Here is a 16,664-nt window from a genome sequence, read left to right on the forward strand (position 1 = left end):
AACGGAAGCCTGCACCGCAGCGCGTCCGGGCGTTATCGAAATCGCGCAATATTTTGCTGGACACGGGCGTGGGGCGTGCCAGTCTTGGCGCAGTTCTTGCTGGTTTCCGGCTGGCAAATTCCGACGTAGCGTCATGGCCTTGAGCGCAACTCTTCCGATTCAGGACTCGGCTGCCAGCCTGTTCCAGGCGAGCAGCACGGATGTCGACGAGCACTGCGCCGCGCTCGGCCGCTGGCGGCTCAGCTACGACCAGATCAGCGCCGGCGCCTTCCGCGGCAGCTTTACCCAGCTCTCTCTGCCTCGCGTCGAGGTGTTCCGCGAGATCACCAGCCAGCAGGTGCGGCAATACGGCCAGCTCGGTACCGACAGCTTTGGCATCGGCTTGCCCTGGGACGGCGATGGCGAGCTCAGTTGCAACGGCACCAGTGCCGGGGGCGCCCACGTGCTCGCCAGCATCGATGCCGAGATCGACATGTGCACGCCGAAGGCCTTCGAGCTGCGCGGCGTCGTCGCCAGCACGGCGCTGATCGCCGAGCTGGCGGCCAGGCTCGATATCGAGCTGCCGCGGAGTGTCTGGCATCAGTTGCGGGTGATCGAGATGGCGGAAGCGCCGGTCGCGCGGCTGCGCGCGGATCTTGCCGCCATTCACGAGACCATCACATCGGCCCCCGGGCAGTTCGACGATCCCGCGGCGCGGCAGGCGCTGGAGGATACCCTCCTCCTCGACATCATGGACATGCTGCCGACGGCGCGGCCGAGCGATCCCGGCCGCAGCGCCACGGCGCGCAGGCGCACCGTCGATCGCGCCCGCGAGTTGATGCATGGCAGCGGCGACCGCGCGCTGTCGCTGCTGGAGGTCTGCAAGGCGGTCGGCGCCAGCCCGCGCAAGCTCGGTTATTGCTTCCGGGAGGTCGTGGGCACGAGCCCGATGCACTACTGGCGCGCGATGCGGCTCAACCGGGTGCGGCGCGACCTGAAGCGCGGCACCGACGCATCAGTCTACGACGTCGCCGTGCAGCACGGCTTCTGGCACTTCAGCCAGTTCTCGCTCGACTACAAACGCCACTTCTCCGAGCTGCCCTCGGAAACGCTGCGGCGCGCCAGGCTGGCATAGACGGGCCCGATCGAGGCCATATCGGTTGCTCCTGGTGCCCTGAGCGGACCATGCTGATCAACAGCCGACCTCACGTTGAGGTTGAATATCTCCGCGAAATCATTCACACTTGTACTATTAAAGTCCGGAATATTGCCATGGGATCGCGATTGATTGAGTTCCCGGTTGCGTCCGAAAACGAAGCCAGGATCCGAATTGAAGTCCAGGACGATGAAGCGGGCAACGTACCGGTTGGCCGCAGTATCGAATACGCTACCCGCACGTTCGAAGAAGTGATCGCGCAGGTCAAGCCGGCGATCGATGTTGTGATGGCGCAGCTTCAGCAGCTTGCGATCAAGCCTGAGACGACGAGCGTCGAATTCGGCATCAAGCTGTCGGCGGGAGCTGACGCATGGATCGCAAAGACGGCACTTGAGGGCAATCTGAAGGTTTCCTTCACCTTCAAGAAATAGCTGATCCGGCCTATTTTGGGGTGGCAGTGTCTACTCTCGTCCAGCAAGGCATCGCGAGAATAAGAGCTTCCCACAACGCCGTCATAGGGAGTGGTTTTGCGCTGTCGCGAAGGCACGTCATGACATGCGCTCACGTGGTCAATCAGGCGTTGGGCCGCCCGTGGGACAGCGCCGATCGTCCCGAACGGAGCAATGAAGTCGTCGTCGACTTTCCATTTTCGGCGAGGTCGAAGGAGCGTTTCACGGGACATGTGGTGGAGTGGTTTCCTCCACAGGAAGCTCCGGCAGCCGACATTGCTGTGATTGAAATCTCCGGCGAAGCCCATGTGCAGGCGCTGCGGCCGACCCGAGAACCTGTGTTCCCCGGTCAGGATTTCTGGACGATCGGCTTTCCGTTCGGCCAGGACGGCGGAATGGATGCCCGCGGACAGATCGGACGGCTGGCGGAGCACGACCGCCTGATCGCGCATGGCGATCAGCTCCCCGGCTTCTTCATCGAAGGCGGATATAGTGGTGCCCCGATCGTAGATCGGCAATCGGCGGTGCTGATAGGCATGGCAGCGATGGCGGTGCGCGAGAAGGAAAAGCGCACAGCCTTCATTCTGCCTATCCAGGACATCGAGCGCGCCTGGCCGCTGCTGGCAAGGCCCTATCAAGGCCTCTCGGCCTTTCGAGAGAGCGACGCGCGGTTCTTCAAGGGCCGCGATCGCTATGTGCGCGCGCTTGCGGAGAAGCTCGACAAGATTCCGCTCGTCGCAGTCGTGGGCCCTTCGGGTAGCGGAAAATCTTCACTTGTTCGCGCCGGGCTTCTGCCGCAGCTACGTGCGCGGCAGGACTGGAAGGTCATCGTGTTCCGGCCGGCCTCGCCGACCTCTAATCCTTTTGCCAATCTCGTCGTGGCGTTGGACGACCGGGTGCTCAACGCCCCCTTGGTCGAGCTGCTCGCGCGGGAGGAAAAGGAGGTCAAGGTCGTAGCAGCTTCGTTGCTCGATAATCCAAAGGAGTTCGGCTCGATCCTGCGGCGCCTCGCGAGCTCCGATGGGCGCCCTCTCCTTCTTGTCAGCGACCAGTTTGAGGAGTTATTCACGGCCGTTGCCGATCCATTCGAACACGATATCGAGCGGAGCGTCCGGGCAAAATTCGTCCGGGCCTTGGCGGCCGGCTTGCGGGCAGAGCCAAGTTGCAGATGCGTCCTGACGATCCGCGCCGATTATATGGGCAGGGTCCTCGAGATACCCGACCTGGCGTCCCTCCTGCAGGATGCGGACGTCAAGTTGGGTCCCATGACGCCAGGTGAGTTGCGAGAAGCGATCACGCAGCCGGGCGCGATCCTGGGCGTGGACATCGACGATGCGCTGGTGAGCGAACTGCTGGTCGAAGTCGGCGGCACTCCGGACGCATTGCCACTTCTTGAATTTGCCCTGACAGAGCTCTGGTCCCAGCAGCAAGAGCGACAAATCAGGCGCTCTATTCCGTCAGACGGGTCGCAAGACGATGCGGCCGGCATTCAGGCTCCGCTCATCCGTCATGCGGAGAGCGTGTTCGCGGACATGGTTCGCGAATGCGGCGAGACAACGTTTCGCAGCGTCATGGTCGGCCTTGTGTGGATTGCAGACAAGGAAGCTGGCGGCCAGGACACGCGCCGCCCGCGTTCCAAAGACAGCTTCGACGGCGCGGAATGGAACATCGTGGAGCAACTGGCGTCGGAGCAGCGAGAGGCCCGGCTGGTCACGATGCGGGGTGACCATCGTGACGGCGAGATCACAGCCGAAATCGCGCATGAAGTGCTTATCCGGCAGTGGCCTCGTCTCCAGCGCTGGCTCGACGAAGACCGGGCTTTTCGTCTCTGGCTCCAGAGCGCCGAGCGCGATGCGAAAGAGTGGCGCAAGGCCGCGGACAAGGATCTTCTTTATCGGGGCGGAAGATTGCAGGAAGCCCTGCGCTGGCAGCGTGAGCGCGCTGCTTCGGACCTGTCTGTCGTCAGCGATTTCCTCCATGCTGCCGAACAGCAACATCACGTCGAAACGGATGCGCGCAAGCGGGCCGAAGAGGAGCATCTGCTTGCTTTGACCGAGAGGGCAGAAGCAGAAGAGCGTGCCAGAGTGGAAGCCGAGCGTCGAGCGGCCCAGGAGCGCGCCGCGGCCAAAGAAGCCACGCGTTTGCAGGCCGAAACAAATGTTGCGCTCAAGCAGGTCGAGCAGGAAAAGGCCGCGGCGGACCGAGCGCTGCGCCGAAGCAGGATTGCGCTGGGATCGGCGATTTTTGCGTTCGTTTTTGCAGTGCTCGCCGCATTTTACGCGTTGCTTCAATGGGAACAGGGCAAGCGTTTGGAACGCCTCGCAGTCGCTAACGAGAGCCGGGCACTATCCGCACTCTCTCGGGTGGAGCTTTCCCGTCACCATATGGCAGATGCGCTCAAACTCGGGCTCGCGGCATGGCCCCGCAAGGCGACGGATCGACGACCGCGGCTGGAAACGACACTGGCGACAATCTCGGAAGTGATCTCGACTGAGCAAATCCCGCTGCGTGAATTCATCCATGAAAGCCGGATTCGTGGTGCCCGGCTTATCAGGGGCGAGCGCCTAATCCTATCGTGGTCCGACAATAAGTTACGGCTGTGGGACGTGGAGACTGAACGGCAGATCGGCGCCGTCATGCAGCACGATGACGACGTCAACGGCGCCGTGATGAGCAAGGACGAGCGCCGCATTCTCTCGTGGTCGTCCGACAAGACGCTGCGGCTGTGGGATGCGGCGACCGGACAGCAGATCGGCCCCGCCATGCAGCACGACAATCCAGTCTGGGGCGGGCAGCTGAGCAAGGACGAGCTCCGCATTCTCTCGTGGTCGTCCGACAAGACGCTGCGGCTGTGGGATGCCGCAACCGGACGGCAGATCGGCCCCGCGATGCGGCACGGCGAGCGAGTCTGGGGCGCGCAGCTGAGCAAGGATGAGGGCCAGATCCTATCGTGGTCGTTCGATAACACCATCCGGCTGTGGGATACAGCGACTGGACAGCAAATCGGCCCCGCCATGCGGCACGACAACTGGGTCTTGGGCGTGCAGCTGAGTGAGGACGAGCGCCGCATCCTCTCGTGGTCGTCCGACAAGACGCTGCGGCTGTGGGATGCCGCGACCGGACAACAGATCGGCCCCGCCATGCGGCACGAGGGCCTCGTCTGGGGCGCGCGGCTGACCAAGGACGAGCAGCGCATCCTTTCATGGTCCTCCGACAAGTCACTACGATTGTGGGATGCGGCAACCGGACAACAAATCGGCCTCGCCATGCGGCACGATGGCTCGGTGTCGGGAGCGCGGCCGAGCAAGGACGAGCGGCGTATTCTCTCGTGGTCGGACGACAAGACGGTGCGGCTGTGGGATACTGCGACTGGGCTGCAGATCGGCCCCGCCATGCAACACGACGGCCCGGTTGTCGGCGCACGGCTGACCAAGGACGAGCAGCGCATCCTGTCATGGTCGTCCGACAAGACACTACGGCTGTGGGATGCGGTGACCGGACAGCAAATCGGCCCGGCCATGCGGCACAAAGACCGGATATCAGGCACGCAGGTGAACGAGACCGAGGACCGCGTTCTGTCGTGGTCGTTCGACAACAGCCTTCAATTATGGGATATGTCAACCGGACGGCAGGTCGGTTCGGCTATTCCGCTCGACGGTCGGGTCTTGGGGGCGCAGCTTAGCAAGGACGGGCGCCTCATCCTGTCGCGATCGTCCGACAAGACGATGCGGCTGTGGGACACCGCGACCCGACATCAGATCGGCCCAGCCATGCAGCACAACGGCGACATCTACGGCGCGCGGCTGTTTCAGGACGAACAGCGCATTCTCTCCTGGTCGGATGATAAAACGCTGCGGCTATGGGATGCCGCAACCGGGCAACAGATCGGCCCAGCCATGCAGCATGATGACCGGGTCTTGGGCACACAGCTGAGCAAGGATGAGCGCCGCATCCTGTCGTGGTCGTCCGACAAGACGCTGCGGCTGTGGGATGCGGCGACCGGACACCAGATCGGCCCCGCCATGTGGCATTCTGGCCCGATCTGGGCCGCGCAACTGAGCAAGGACGAGCGCCGCATCTTGTCGTGGTCACAGGACAAGACAGTGCGGCTGTGGGATGCCGCGACCGGACAGCAGATCGGCGCCGCCATGCAGCACGACGACATAGTCTGGGGCGCGCAACTGAGCAAAGACGAGCGCCGCATCTTGTCGTGGTCACAGGACAAGACAGTACGGCTGTGGGACGCCGCGACCGGACACCAGATTGGTCCCACCATACGGCACGATGGTACGGTCCGGGGCGCGCAACTGAGCAACGACGAGCAGCGCATCCTATCGTGGTCGGAGGACAGGACACTGCGATTGTGGAATGCCGCGACCGGCCAGCAAATTGGCCCCACCATGCAGCACGATGGCCCGATCTATAGCGCGCAGTTCAGCAAGGACGAGCGCCGGATTCTGTCGCGGTCATCCGACAAGACGCTGCGACTGTGGGATGCGGCAACCGGTCAGCAGATCGGCCCTGCCATGCGGCACGACGCCGAAATCAACGGCGCGCAGCTAAGCAAGGACGAACGTCGCATCTTGTCGTGGTCGCTCGACAAGACATTGCGGCTGTGGGATGTCGCGACCGGACAGCAAATCGGTCCCTCTATGCAACACAACGACGTCGTTTATGGTGCGCAGCTGAGCAACGACGAGCGCCGCGTCCTGTCGTGGTCATCCGATAAAACCCTGCGGCTGTGGAATATCGCTTGGCCGGAGGGCAACATCCTGGAAGTCGCGTGCGCTTTGATCCACGACCGCGACCTCTCCAGGGTTTCGCGGAGCTTCGGCATCGCGATTTCCGAGCCAATTTGCCAGTCGAAGAACGACCTTGCGCCGATCGATTGGTCGGTCATTGAAAGGTCGTCGCAATGAGCATTGTCGACGATCGGACAAACAACCGGTCCCAAATCAAAGGGCTCGTCGTTCAAATCGAAATCTGCTTGCCAGGGGAATGGTACGAACCCTGTCGCGTTACCACGTCGGCAGATACGTTCCCTTGAAGCGCGTCTCCAGGAACGCCTTCACGGGCTCGGAGTGATAGGCCTCGATCAGCTGCTTGACCCACGGCTTGTCCTTGTCCTCCTCGCGGACGGCGAGGATGTTGACCCAGGGTCCGTCGGGGTTTTCGCGTGCGATGGCGTCGGTCGCCGGGTTGAGGCCGGCCTGCACCGCATAGTTGTTGTTGATCGAGACGACGTCGACATCCTGCAGCGCGCGCGGCAGCTGGGCGGCATCGAGCTCGACGAAGCGCAGCTTTTTCGGGTTGTCGGTGATGTCGGCAATCGTCGAAGAGACGTTGTTCGCGTCCTTCAGCTTGATCACGCCGTGCAGCGCCAGGATCATCAGGCCGCGCGCGCCGTTGGACGGATCGTTGGCGATGGCGACGCGGGCGCCCTCGGGCAGGTCCGCGAGCTTCTTGTATTTCTGCGAATAGACGCCTTGCGGCGAGCCGATCGTGTTGGCGACCTTGACGATCTTCCAGCCGGTCTTGGAGATCTGGTTCTTCAGGTACGGCTCGTGCTGGAACGAGTTGGCCTCGAGGTCCTTCAGGGCCAGCGCCTGGTTGGGGATCACGTAGTCGGTGAACTCGACCACCTTGATGTCGAGGCCGCGCTCGGCACCGACCTTCTTCACGACGTCGAGGATTTCGGCGTGAGGGCCGGCGGTGACGCCGACCCGGATGGTTTCCGCCTGGGCGGTGGTCGCAAGCAAGGCTGCAGCCGCAAGGGTTGCGAGAAAACGCATTGAAGTCTCCAGTTTCAGGAAGTTTGGATCAGCGATGCCGCAGCCGGCGATTGACCCGGCGCGCCAGATAGTCGCCGGCGCTCTGCACGAGCTGCACCAGCGCGATCAGCACGACGACGACGGCGAGCATCATCTCCGGCATGAAGCGCTGATAGCCGTAGCGGATGCCGAGGTCGCCAAGGCCGCCGCCGCCGACCGCGCCGACCATGGCGGAGTAGCCGAGCAGGCTGACCACCGCGAGCGTCAGCGCCAGCAAGAGGCCCGGCAGCGCCTCGGGGATCAGGACCTTGAGCACGATCTGGATCGGCGATGCACCGAACGAGGATGCGGTCTCGATCAGGCCGCCATCGACCTCACGGATCGCAGCCTCGACGAGGCGCGCGATGAACGGCGTGGAGGCGATGGTCAGCGGCACGATCGCTGCCGTCGAGCCGATCGAGGTGCCCGCAACAAACCGCGTGAACGGGATGATGGCGACGACGAGGATGATGAAGGGCGTCGAGCGCGTCGCGTTGACGACGGCGCCCAGCACGCGATTCACGAGCGGCGATGCGAACAGCTCGCCCTTCCGGCTGGTGGCGAGAAAGACGCCGAGCGGCAGGCCGAAGGCGGTGCCGAGAGCGGCGGCAATGCCGACCATGTACAGGCTCTCGAAGGTCGCCTGGACGATGAGGTTGATGAGTTCAGGCGACATAGCCGAGACGCTCCGCCGGGAATTGATATTGAGACAGCCAGGCGAGCGTCCGCGTCACCGCGTCCTCGCCGCCAGAAATATTGAGAGGAATACCGAGCGTCAGCGAGCCCACATGCTGGCCGCCGATCTCGTCGATGCGGGCCGACAGTAGCGCCACGTCGAGGCCGAGCTCGCGCGCCAGCCGCGCCACCACGGTGTCGCCCGCCCCTGCCCCGCGCACCTGCACGCGGATCACGGCCTGTCCGCCGGCCGCTGCTTGCGGAACGATGCGGCTCGCCAGCGAGACCGGCAGGCTGTCGCCGATGACTTCGGCGAGGAAGGATTGCGTGATCGGATGCTTGGGGTGCGTGAAGATGTCGGCGACATGGCCGCTCTCGACGACATGGCCGGCATCGAGCACCACGACTTCCTTGGCGAGCTGGCGTACCACGGACATTTCATGCGTGATCAGCACGATGGTCACCCCCAGCTCGCGGTTGATGTTGGCGAGCAGATCGAGAATGGCGCGCGTGGTCTGCGGATCGAGCGCGGAGGTCGCCTCGTCCGACAGCAGCACGCTTGGCCGCGTCGCCAGCGCGCGGGCAATGCCGACGCGCTGCTTCTGGCCGCCGGAGAGTTCCGACGGATAGCGGTCGTGCTTGTCGGCGATGCCGACCAGCGCCAGCAGCTCGGCGACGCGGGCCTTGATGTCGGCCTTGGCCCAGCCGGCGATCTCGAGCGGCAGCGCGATGTTGTCGGCGGCGGTGCGCGAGGACAGCAGGTTGAAGTGCTGGAAGATCATGCCGATCGAGCGCTGCGCCAGCCGTAGCTCGCGCCCGGCCAGGGCCGAGATATCGCGGCCATCCACGATCACGCGTCCGGTGGTCGGCTTCTCCAGCCCGTTGATGAGACGGACGAGGCTCGACTTGCCGGCGCCGGAACGGCCGATCACGCCGGTGATCGAGCCGCGCGGGATCGCGAAGTCGATATTCTCTAGCGCCTTGACGCCGGGCTTGCCGCGATAGGCCGGATAGGTTTTCGAGATGGCTTCGAACCGGACCATCGCGTCCGGTTCAGAGGCAATCGCTGCGCGTGTCTCGATCGGTTCTCCGACCAGCAGCGATGGGTGCGCGTTCATGGAAGCAGCTTTCATGCACGAAATTTAGCTCGCCCGCTCGAACGGCGCACGAGGCTGAGGTCGCATCAGCGACGGGAGGTGGAACAGCAGCAGATCGTCCGGGTGCGGCGCGCTGCACTGCAGCACACCATCGCCCGAACCGGTCTTCCTTGCAATTTCAGATATTTGCGGGGACTTGGACGAAGATTTCCCAATCCCTCCCCGGAGAAGAATATTCCTCCGCCGGGGGTATCAGCCTCCGGACCTGAGCTGCAACCAGGGCAATACGATCAGCAGCAGGCCTGCGAAATACAGCAGGCCGAAGATCAGCCCAAATCCCCAGAACTGCCCCTTCCCGATATAGCCGCTGCCGAAATACATCGGCGCCGGCCCCGTCGCGTAGGGCGAGATCACGCCCATCAGGCCGAGCGAGTACATGCACAGCATGGCCAGCGTCGTCACGGGCAGGCCGGGAATGCCCGAGCCGACCGCGAGCACCACCGGCAGCACGGCGGCGGCATGCGAGGTGATGCTCGAGAAGAAATAGTGGATCCAGAAGAACAGCGCGACCAGCAGCAGCATCGCGGTCGACGGCGACAGTCCCGCGAGCGGCTTTGCGTATTCGGTCGCGAACCATTTGATGAAGCCGATCTCGTTGAGGCCCGAGGCCAGCGTCAGCAGCGAGGTGAAATAGAAGAACACCTCCCAGGCGCTCTTCTCGCTGACGATGTCGGCAAACTCGATCACGCCGCTCACCAGCATCAGGGAGATCACGATGAACACGACGGTGGTGGCGTTGACGAAGTTGGAGCCTATACCGGGCACGTGGATGTCCGGGCTCGAGCCCGCGATCCAGAGGAACATTGCCAGCACGATCAGGGCCAGCATGATCCACTCGTTGCGCGACATCGGGCCCATCTCGCTGAGCTCCTTTGCCGCCCATTCGGTGATCTCCGGGCTGCGCTTCACCTCGGGCCGGCAGACCAGATAGCTGAGCAGAGGCACGACGATCATGAGAAGAAGACCGAGCGGGGCAAAGCCCATGAACCATTGCGCCCAGCTCACCTCGACGCCGGCGGTCTTCTTGGCGATCGCCAGCGCCGCCGCATTGGGCGCGAGCGCGGTGAAGAACAGCGAGCTGGTGATCGCGGTCGCCGCGAACGCGGTCCACATCACGTAGGTGCCGATCTTGCCCGCGGTCGGCCCGGGCTCGGAGCCGTAGATGCGCGGGATGTTACTGATGATGGGATAGACGATGCCGCCGCTGCGCGCGGTGTTGGAGGGCGTTGCCGGCGCCAGCAGGAAGTCGGACATCGCAACCGCATAACCGAGCCCGAGCGTGTTGCGGCCGAGCCGCTGCACCAGCACCAGCGCGATGCGCCGGCCGAGCTGGCTCTTGCGATAGCCGATCGAGAACACGAAGGCGCCGACGATCAGCCACACCGTGCTCTCGGCAAAGCCCGCCAGCATCCAGCGCAGCGACTTGCCGGGGTCGGGATCGATATAGCCGGCAACGCCCGCGACCGTCAGGCCGATGAAGCCGACCGCGCCGACCGGCATCGATTCCAGGATGAGCCCGGTGATCACGGCCGCGAACACCGCGAAATAGTGCCATTGATTGACGTTGAGGCCTGATGGCACCGGCCACAGATAGATCACCAGCCACACCACGAGCGGCGCGATCAGCTTCCAGCGAAACCCCTTTGCTGCGGGCGCCTGCGAACCAGCGGCCATGAATCCTCCCCTCGATTGCCGTTACTTCGTGCGCCCGTTGGCCGGGCTGCTTTTGTCCTTCCGCGGCGTATACGGATTGTCCGCGATGCGATCAATGGTCTGGCGGAAGGTTTCTACCGTCCCTTGAAACGCGGCTTGCGCCGCGTCAGGAACGCCTCGACTCCCTCCTTGTGGTCCTCGCTGAGGCTCGCGAGCGCAAACTGGTCGACATCCATGTGGCTGGCGAGATCGTCCAGCGCATGCGTGAGGCGATTGACGGTCAGCTTGGTCATGGCGACCGAAAGCGGCGGCTGCGCGGCGACCTTGCGGGCGAGTTCCATGGCGGCATCGAACGCATGGCCGGGATCGGCCACCTCTTCCACCAGGCCCCATTCATAGGCCTCCTCCGCGCTGATGCGCTGGTCGGCCAGAATGACCGCCTGCTTGGTGCGGGCCGGCCCGACCAGGTGCAGCATGCGCGGGATGCTCTGCCAGCTCATGTTCATGCCGAGCCCGATCTCGGGCACGCGCAGATGCGCGTCGCGTCCCATGATGCGGAAGTCGAGCGCCACGGCAAGGGCGACACCGCCGCCGACGCAAAAGCCCTCGATCGCCGCGATGGTGATCTGCTCCATCTCCTGCCAGGCGTGGGTGAGACGCGGCCCGAGCTTGAGATGCCGCCGCAGCGCGCCGAGATCCATGTCCTTGCGCGAGCGGCCCTCGGCGTCCTTCAGGTCGAAGCCGGCGCTGAAGGCGCTGGTGCTGCCCGTCAGCACCACGACGGAGGTCTCGGCGTCGTCCTCGAAGCTGCGCGCGGCCGCAGTGAGCTGGCGCAGCGCCTCGGGCGAGAGCGCATTGATGCCGTCATTGCGGTCGAAGCGCACGATCGCGATCCGCCCCTCCGGCCCGTGCCCCTTCTCGATCGTCACATAGTCGCTCACCACAGGCCTCCCTGTTCTTGTTGTTCTTGGATCGCTCACAAATGCCCGGTGCGCCGATGCTCCGGTTCACTGCCGCGCACCGGAAACCGGATCGTGGTACCGATGGTGATCCAGTTGGCATTCTCGCCGGTGATGTTGCGGCCGTAGATCACATCGACGGAAAATATCTCGTTCGGCCGGTAGCGTACACCGGTCTGGAAGCGCGGTTGCACAATGCTCGCGATTTCGGATCTGCCCGCCTGGCCAAACGCCTCGATCGTCCACTGCAACGTGTCGGTGAACTTCCAGTCGAAGCCGATGCCGTAGGTCAGATAGTGGCGATCCACAGTACGATCCCAGAGCCAGCCGCCGTTGACGTTGATCCGCATGGTCTCCGACAGGCGAAAGGTCGCGGGTATCACCGCAAAGGCGGACAGCGCCTCGCCGGTCATGACATCGAACGACCCGCCGCCATAGGCCGACAGCCCCCACCGCCCGATCCCGGTCGGGATGAAATTCGTCTTGGCCTTTGGAGCGACCGTCGTGCTCCAGTCGCCGTCGCTGCGGGCGCGGATGGTCTGCATGCTCAGCTCGATCGGCCTGAAGGGATCGACGACGCAGGACGGGTTGGCGACCGCCAGGACATCCGTGTTGGTCGCCGCCGACATCCAGCTTTCGACCTTGCAGGAGCCGACCTCCGAGATGTCGGCGGCATCCACCGCATAGGCACCATTCGCGGCGCGCGCATCCTGGGTCGCAAGTGCGACAAGAGCCGCGATTGCAGCGGTTATTCCAGTGTCTTTGGCCCAGCCCATGCCCCGATGTTAGCAGAGTCTTCGTCTCGACAAGGCCCGGATTCTGGGACTATCTTCGCGCCATGAGCGAGCATCATCACGACCACGATCACGACCATTCCGAGCTGTCGGAGACCGAGCTGCGCGTGCGCGCGCTCGAAACGATCCTGACCGAAAAAGGCTATGTCGAGCCGGCCGCGCTCGATGCCATCATCCAGGCCTACGAGACCAAGATCGGCCCGCATAACGGCGCCCGCGTCGTCGCCAAGGCCTGGTCCGATCCGGCGTTCAAGCAGGCGCTGCTGGAGGATGGCTCCAAGGCAATCGGCACGCTCGGCCATGTCAGCCGCGTCGGCGATCATCTCGTCGTGGTCGAGAACACGCCGGAGCGGCACAACATGGTCGTGTGCACGCTGTGCTCCTGCTACCCCTGGGAAATGCTGGGGCTGCCGCCGGTCTGGTACAAGGCTGCGCCCTATCGTTCGCGCGCGGTGAAGGATCCGCGCGGCGTGCTCGCCGATTTCGACGTGACCCTGCCCAAGGACATCGAGATCCGGGTCTGGGACTCCACGGCCGAGACGCGCTTCCTGGTGCTTCCGATGCGCCCCGCGGGCACCGAGGGCTGGAGCGAGGAGCAGCTCGCAGAGCTCGTCACGCGCGACTCCATGATCGGGACCGGCTTTCCGAGGATGCCGGGAGCACCGTCATGAACGGCGTGCACGACATGGGCGGCATGGATGGGTTCGGCAAGGTCGAGGCTGAGCTGAACGAACCTGTCTTCCACGAGGAGTGGGAAGCGCGCGTGCTGGCGATGGTGCGTGCGATGGGCGCCGCCGGGGCCTTCAACATCGACACCTCGCGCTTCTATCGCGAGTCGCTGCCGCCGCACGTGTATCTGTCGAGCTCCTACTACAAGAAATGGTTTCTCGGTCTTGAGGAGATGCTGATCGAGAAGGGCTACCTCACGCGCGAGGAGGTTGCCGCCGGCCACGCAATGCAGCCCGGCAAGGCGCTGAAGCACGGCAAGTTCGATCTCACCCAGGTCGAGCGCATCATGGTGCGCGGCAAGTTCGCCCGCCCTGCCCCGGCGCCGGCCCGATTCAACATCGGCGATCGCGTGCGGGCGAAGAACATCCATCCGGCGACGCATACGCGGCTGCCGCGCTATGTGCGCGGCCATGTCGGCGTGGTCGAGCTCAACCATGGCTGTCACGTGTTTCCGGATTCGGCGGCGATGGAGCTCGGCGAGAATCCGCAATGGCTCTACACCGTGGTGTTCGAGGGCCGCGATCTCTGGGGCGAGGATGGTGATCCCTCGCTGAAAGTGTCGATCGACGCGTTCGAGCCGTATCTGGACCCGGCGTGATGAGCAGCAATGCTGCCGCGGCCGCGACGGCGGCGATCCCGAGCATTCCGCGCGACGACGAAGGACCGGTGTTTCGCGCGCCCTGGGAGGCGCATGCCTTCGCGATGGCGTTGACCCTGCACGAGCGCGGCGTCTTCACCTGGCCTGAATGGGCCGCAGCCCTGGCCTCCGAGATCAAGCGCGCGCAGGCCGCCGGCGATCCTGATACGGGCGAGACCTACTATCTGCACTGGCTCGCCACGCTGGAAGGCCTCGTCGCGCGCAAGGGCGTGGCTTCGATGGACACCCTGCACCGCTACCGCGACGCTTGGGATCACGCCGCGGATCGCACGCCGCACGGCAAGCCGATCGAGCTGCGGGACGAGGATTTCAGGTAGTTCGCGCTGCGCTGGTGTCCCGGACGCGCTGCAGCGTGCAACGCTGCTGCGCAGAGCCGGGACCCAGAAAGCCACACAGCACCATACAGAGGCATGGGCCCCCGGCTCTGCAGCGCATCGCTGAAGGAGCGCTGCGTCCGGGGCACGAGAGCCGAATGGGAGGCGCTACCTCGCCGCCGCAAACTCCCGCCAGCCCTTCGCCCGCAGGCTGCATGCGGGGCACTCGCCGCAGCCATAGCCCCACTCATGCCGCGCGCCGCGTTCGCCGAGATAGCAGGTGTGGGACTGCTCGCGGATGAGATCGACCAGCCCGTCGCCGCCGAGATCATGCGCGAGCTTCCAGGTCGCGGCCTTGTCGATCCACATCAAGGGGGTGTGCAATTCGAATTTCCTGGCCATGCCGAGCGAGAGCGCGGCCTGCATGGCGCGGATGGTGTCGTCGCGGCAATCGGGATAGCCGGAATAGTCGGTCTCGCACATGCCGCCGACGATGTGGGTGATGCCGCGCCGGTAGGCCAGCGCCGAGGCAAAGGTCAGGAACACCAGATTGCGGCCGGGCACGAAGGTGTTGGGGAGGCCGTCGGCGCCCATCGCGATGGCGACGTCGCGCGTCAGTGCCGTCTCAGACACCGCCGCCAGCGTCGGGATCGACAGCGTATGGCTCTCGCCAAGCTTTGCGGCCCAGTCGGCGCGCAGGGCCTTGACGCCGTCGAACAGGCTCTCGCGGCAGGCCAGCTCGATGGCATGACGCTGGCCGTACTCGAACCCCAGCGTCTCCACGCGCGCGAAGCGGCTCAACGCCCAGGCGAGGCAGGTGGTGGAATCCTGGCCGCCGGAGAACAGTACCAAAGCGGTTTGTGATGAAAATGCGTCGCTCATGGCCCGCGCTTTAGCACTGTGGAACGTCCCAGCCAATCGGTGGAAATCGGCCTGTTCCGTGCCGTTACGCTGGGATCGACCGGCTGCTTTTGGCATAAGTCTCGAGACCCAGGAGAGACGCCCCGCAATGACCCCTTCCCGCGACATTTCCCGCCTGATCGAGATCATGGCGGCGCTGCGCACGCCGGTGACCGGCTGCCCCTGGGACCTCGAGCAGGATTTTGCGACGATTGCGCCCTACACAATCGAGGAGGCCTATGAGGTGGTGGACGCCATCACCCGCGGCGATCTCGACGATCTCAGGGAGGAGCTCGGCGACCTCCTGCTGCAGGTCGTGTTCCACGCCCAGATGGCCGAGGAGCAGAACGCCTTCGCCTTTGGCGACGTCGTCGAGGCCATCACCCGCAAGATGATCCGGCGCCATCCCCATGTCTTCGCCGACAAGAACGGCAATCTCGCCCCGCACCACGTCAAGGAGGTCTGGGACCGCATCAAGGCCGAGGAGAAGGCCGAGCGCGCCGCGCGACGGCCCAAGGAAGAAGCACCGGCGCACACATCGCTGCTGTCGGGCATCAAGGCCGGCCAGCCGGCGCTGACGCGCGCCATGGAGCTGCAGCGCAAGGCCTCCACCGTCGGCTTCGACTGGAACGATCCGCGTGCCGTGCTGGCGAAGATCCGCGAGGAAGCCGACGAGATCGAGGCGGCGCTGGAGCGCGGCGACAAGCAGGAATTGGCGGAAGAGACCGGCGACCTGATGTTCGCCCTCGTCAACCTCGCCCGCCATGTCGATGCGGACCCGGAAGCCGCACTGCGTGCGACCAACGCGAAGTTCGAGCGGCGTTTTGCCTATATCGAGCGGGCACTCGAGGCGCAGGGCCGCACGCTCGAGCAGGCTTCGCTCGCGGAGATGGACGCGCTGTGGAATGCGGCGAAGACGGCCACGTGATGCAAGTGCGCGCCATGGAGATCAGGCAGGATGATCCGAGGGCGCCACACGTCGCCGACCTGCTGGCACATCATCTGGAAGAGCTCCGCAGCGTCATGGGCGAGCACGCGCAGGCGCTGGATGCGAGCGGTCTTTCGGCTCCCTCGGTGACGTTCTGGACGGTCTGGCACGGCGATGCGCTGGTTGGATTTGGCGCCCTGAAGCAACTGGACGACACGCACGCGGAGGTGAAGTCCATGCGCGCCGCACCTGCCGCGCGCGGGACCGGGGTCGGCCGCGCGATCCTGCAGCACATCATTGCCGAAGCCCGCAAGCGCGGCTATGCGCGGCTCAGCCTGGAGACTGGCACGGCGCCGCTGCATGCTCCTGCCGTCGCGCTCTACCGCAGTGCCGGCTTCGTATCGTGCGAGCCGTTCGCCGATTACGAGGCGAGCCCGCACAACCAGTTCATGAGCCTCGACCTGTCCAGGTGACCCGTTGCGTAGCCCGGATAGAGCGGAGCG

Annotated in this window: 15 protein-coding genes; 8 read left to right on the forward strand and 7 right to left on the reverse strand. The window is 64.6% G+C overall.

Translation table 11 applies throughout. The features are described 5' to 3' along the window. Positions 1-133: 133 nt before the first annotated feature. From JQ617_RS07215 to JQ617_RS07225, 3 genes are read left to right on the forward strand one after another with little or no spacing between them, the layout of a single operon-like run. Positions 134-1,114, forward strand: a complete 981-nt coding sequence (locus tag JQ617_RS07215; RefSeq protein WP_212025492.1) for a helix-turn-helix domain-containing protein — start codon at positions 134-136, stop codon at positions 1,112-1,114. A 50-nt stretch (positions 1,115-1,164) separates the two neighbouring features. After that, complete coding sequence (locus JQ617_RS07220; RefSeq protein WP_212025494.1) at positions 1,165-1,566, forward strand: CU044_2847 family protein; 402 nt, start codon at positions 1,165-1,167, stop codon at positions 1,564-1,566. A 26-nt stretch (positions 1,567-1,592) separates the two neighbouring features. Next, a complete protein-coding gene (locus tag JQ617_RS07225) occupies positions 1,593-6,503 on the forward strand; it encodes an nSTAND1 domain-containing NTPase (protein ID WP_349630600.1) in 4,911 nt (1,636 codons plus the stop codon). Between the two features lie 99 nt (positions 6,504-6,602). Here JQ617_RS07225 and JQ617_RS07230 read toward each other — a convergent pair whose 3' ends face one another. The 6 genes from JQ617_RS07230 to JQ617_RS07255 form a co-directional block, all read right to left on the reverse strand. Continuing rightward, positions 6,603-7,376, reverse strand: coding sequence for a MetQ/NlpA family ABC transporter substrate-binding protein (locus JQ617_RS07230; protein WP_212025498.1), 774 nt, complete (start codon positions 7,374-7,376; stop codon positions 6,603-6,605). Between the two features lie 28 nt (positions 7,377-7,404). Next, complete coding sequence (locus JQ617_RS07235) at positions 7,405-8,070, reverse strand: methionine ABC transporter permease (protein WP_212025500.1); 666 nt, start codon at positions 8,068-8,070, stop codon at positions 7,405-7,407. Further along, positions 8,060-9,187, reverse strand: a complete 1,128-nt coding sequence (locus JQ617_RS07240; RefSeq protein WP_249156686.1) for a methionine ABC transporter ATP-binding protein — start codon at positions 9,185-9,187, stop codon at positions 8,060-8,062. The genes JQ617_RS07235 and JQ617_RS07240 overlap by 11 nt, the downstream gene beginning before the upstream one ends. A 231-nt stretch (positions 9,188-9,418) precedes the next feature. Continuing rightward, complete coding sequence (locus tag JQ617_RS07245; RefSeq protein WP_212025504.1) at positions 9,419-10,900, reverse strand: DASS family sodium-coupled anion symporter; 1,482 nt, start codon at positions 10,898-10,900, stop codon at positions 9,419-9,421. Between the two features lie 113 nt (positions 10,901-11,013). Further along, on the reverse strand, positions 11,014-11,820 hold the full coding sequence (locus JQ617_RS07250; protein WP_212025505.1) for an enoyl-CoA hydratase/isomerase family protein: 807 nt from the start codon (positions 11,818-11,820) through the stop codon (positions 11,014-11,016). Between the two features lie 35 nt (positions 11,821-11,855). Then, positions 11,856-12,614, reverse strand: coding sequence for a PA4824 family protein (locus JQ617_RS07255; RefSeq protein ID WP_212025507.1), 759 nt, complete (start codon positions 12,612-12,614; stop codon positions 11,856-11,858). 62 nt (positions 12,615-12,676) lie between these two features. Here JQ617_RS07255 and nthA point away from each other — a divergent pair, with 62 nt between their 5' ends. The 3 genes from nthA to JQ617_RS07270 are packed head-to-tail and all read left to right on the forward strand — an operon-like array spanning position 12,677 to position 14,336. After that, the gene (nthA, locus tag JQ617_RS07260) at positions 12,677-13,303 is read left to right on the forward strand and encodes a nitrile hydratase subunit alpha (protein WP_212025509.1); all 627 of its coding nucleotides are present in this window, start codon (positions 12,677-12,679) and stop codon (positions 13,301-13,303) included. After that, complete coding sequence (nthB, locus tag JQ617_RS07265; RefSeq protein WP_212025510.1) at positions 13,300-13,959, forward strand: nitrile hydratase subunit beta; 660 nt, start codon at positions 13,300-13,302, stop codon at positions 13,957-13,959. The genes nthA and nthB overlap by 4 nt, the downstream gene beginning before the upstream one ends. Then, entirely contained in the window at positions 13,959-14,336 is a 378-nt protein-coding gene (locus JQ617_RS07270; protein ID WP_212025512.1) for a nitrile hydratase accessory protein, read from the forward strand. The genes nthB and JQ617_RS07270 overlap by 1 nt, the downstream gene beginning before the upstream one ends. A 165-nt stretch (positions 14,337-14,501) precedes the next feature. Here the strand turns inward: JQ617_RS07270 and queC are convergent, their stop codons facing one another. Then, on the reverse strand, positions 14,502-15,215 hold the full coding sequence (queC, locus tag JQ617_RS07275) for a 7-cyano-7-deazaguanine synthase QueC (RefSeq protein ID WP_212025514.1): 714 nt from the start codon (positions 15,213-15,215) through the stop codon (positions 14,502-14,504). Positions 15,216-15,342: 127 nt separating this feature from the next. On the opposite strand from queC, the gene mazG reads away from it, so the two are divergent. Next, entirely contained in the window at positions 15,343-16,161 is an 819-nt protein-coding gene (mazG, locus tag JQ617_RS07280) for a nucleoside triphosphate pyrophosphohydrolase (RefSeq protein WP_212025516.1), read from the forward strand. Beyond that, the gene (locus JQ617_RS07285) at positions 16,161-16,634 is read left to right on the forward strand and encodes a GNAT family N-acetyltransferase (RefSeq protein ID WP_249156861.1); all 474 of its coding nucleotides are present in this window, start codon (positions 16,161-16,163) and stop codon (positions 16,632-16,634) included. The genes mazG and JQ617_RS07285 overlap by 1 nt, the downstream gene beginning before the upstream one ends. Positions 16,635-16,664 lie beyond the last annotated feature (30 nt).

Origin of the sequence: Bradyrhizobium sp. KB893862 SZCCT0404, from assembly GCF_018130885.1 — a bacterium.
Taxonomy (GTDB): Bacteria; Pseudomonadota; Alphaproteobacteria; order Rhizobiales; family Xanthobacteraceae; genus Bradyrhizobium; species Bradyrhizobium stylosanthis.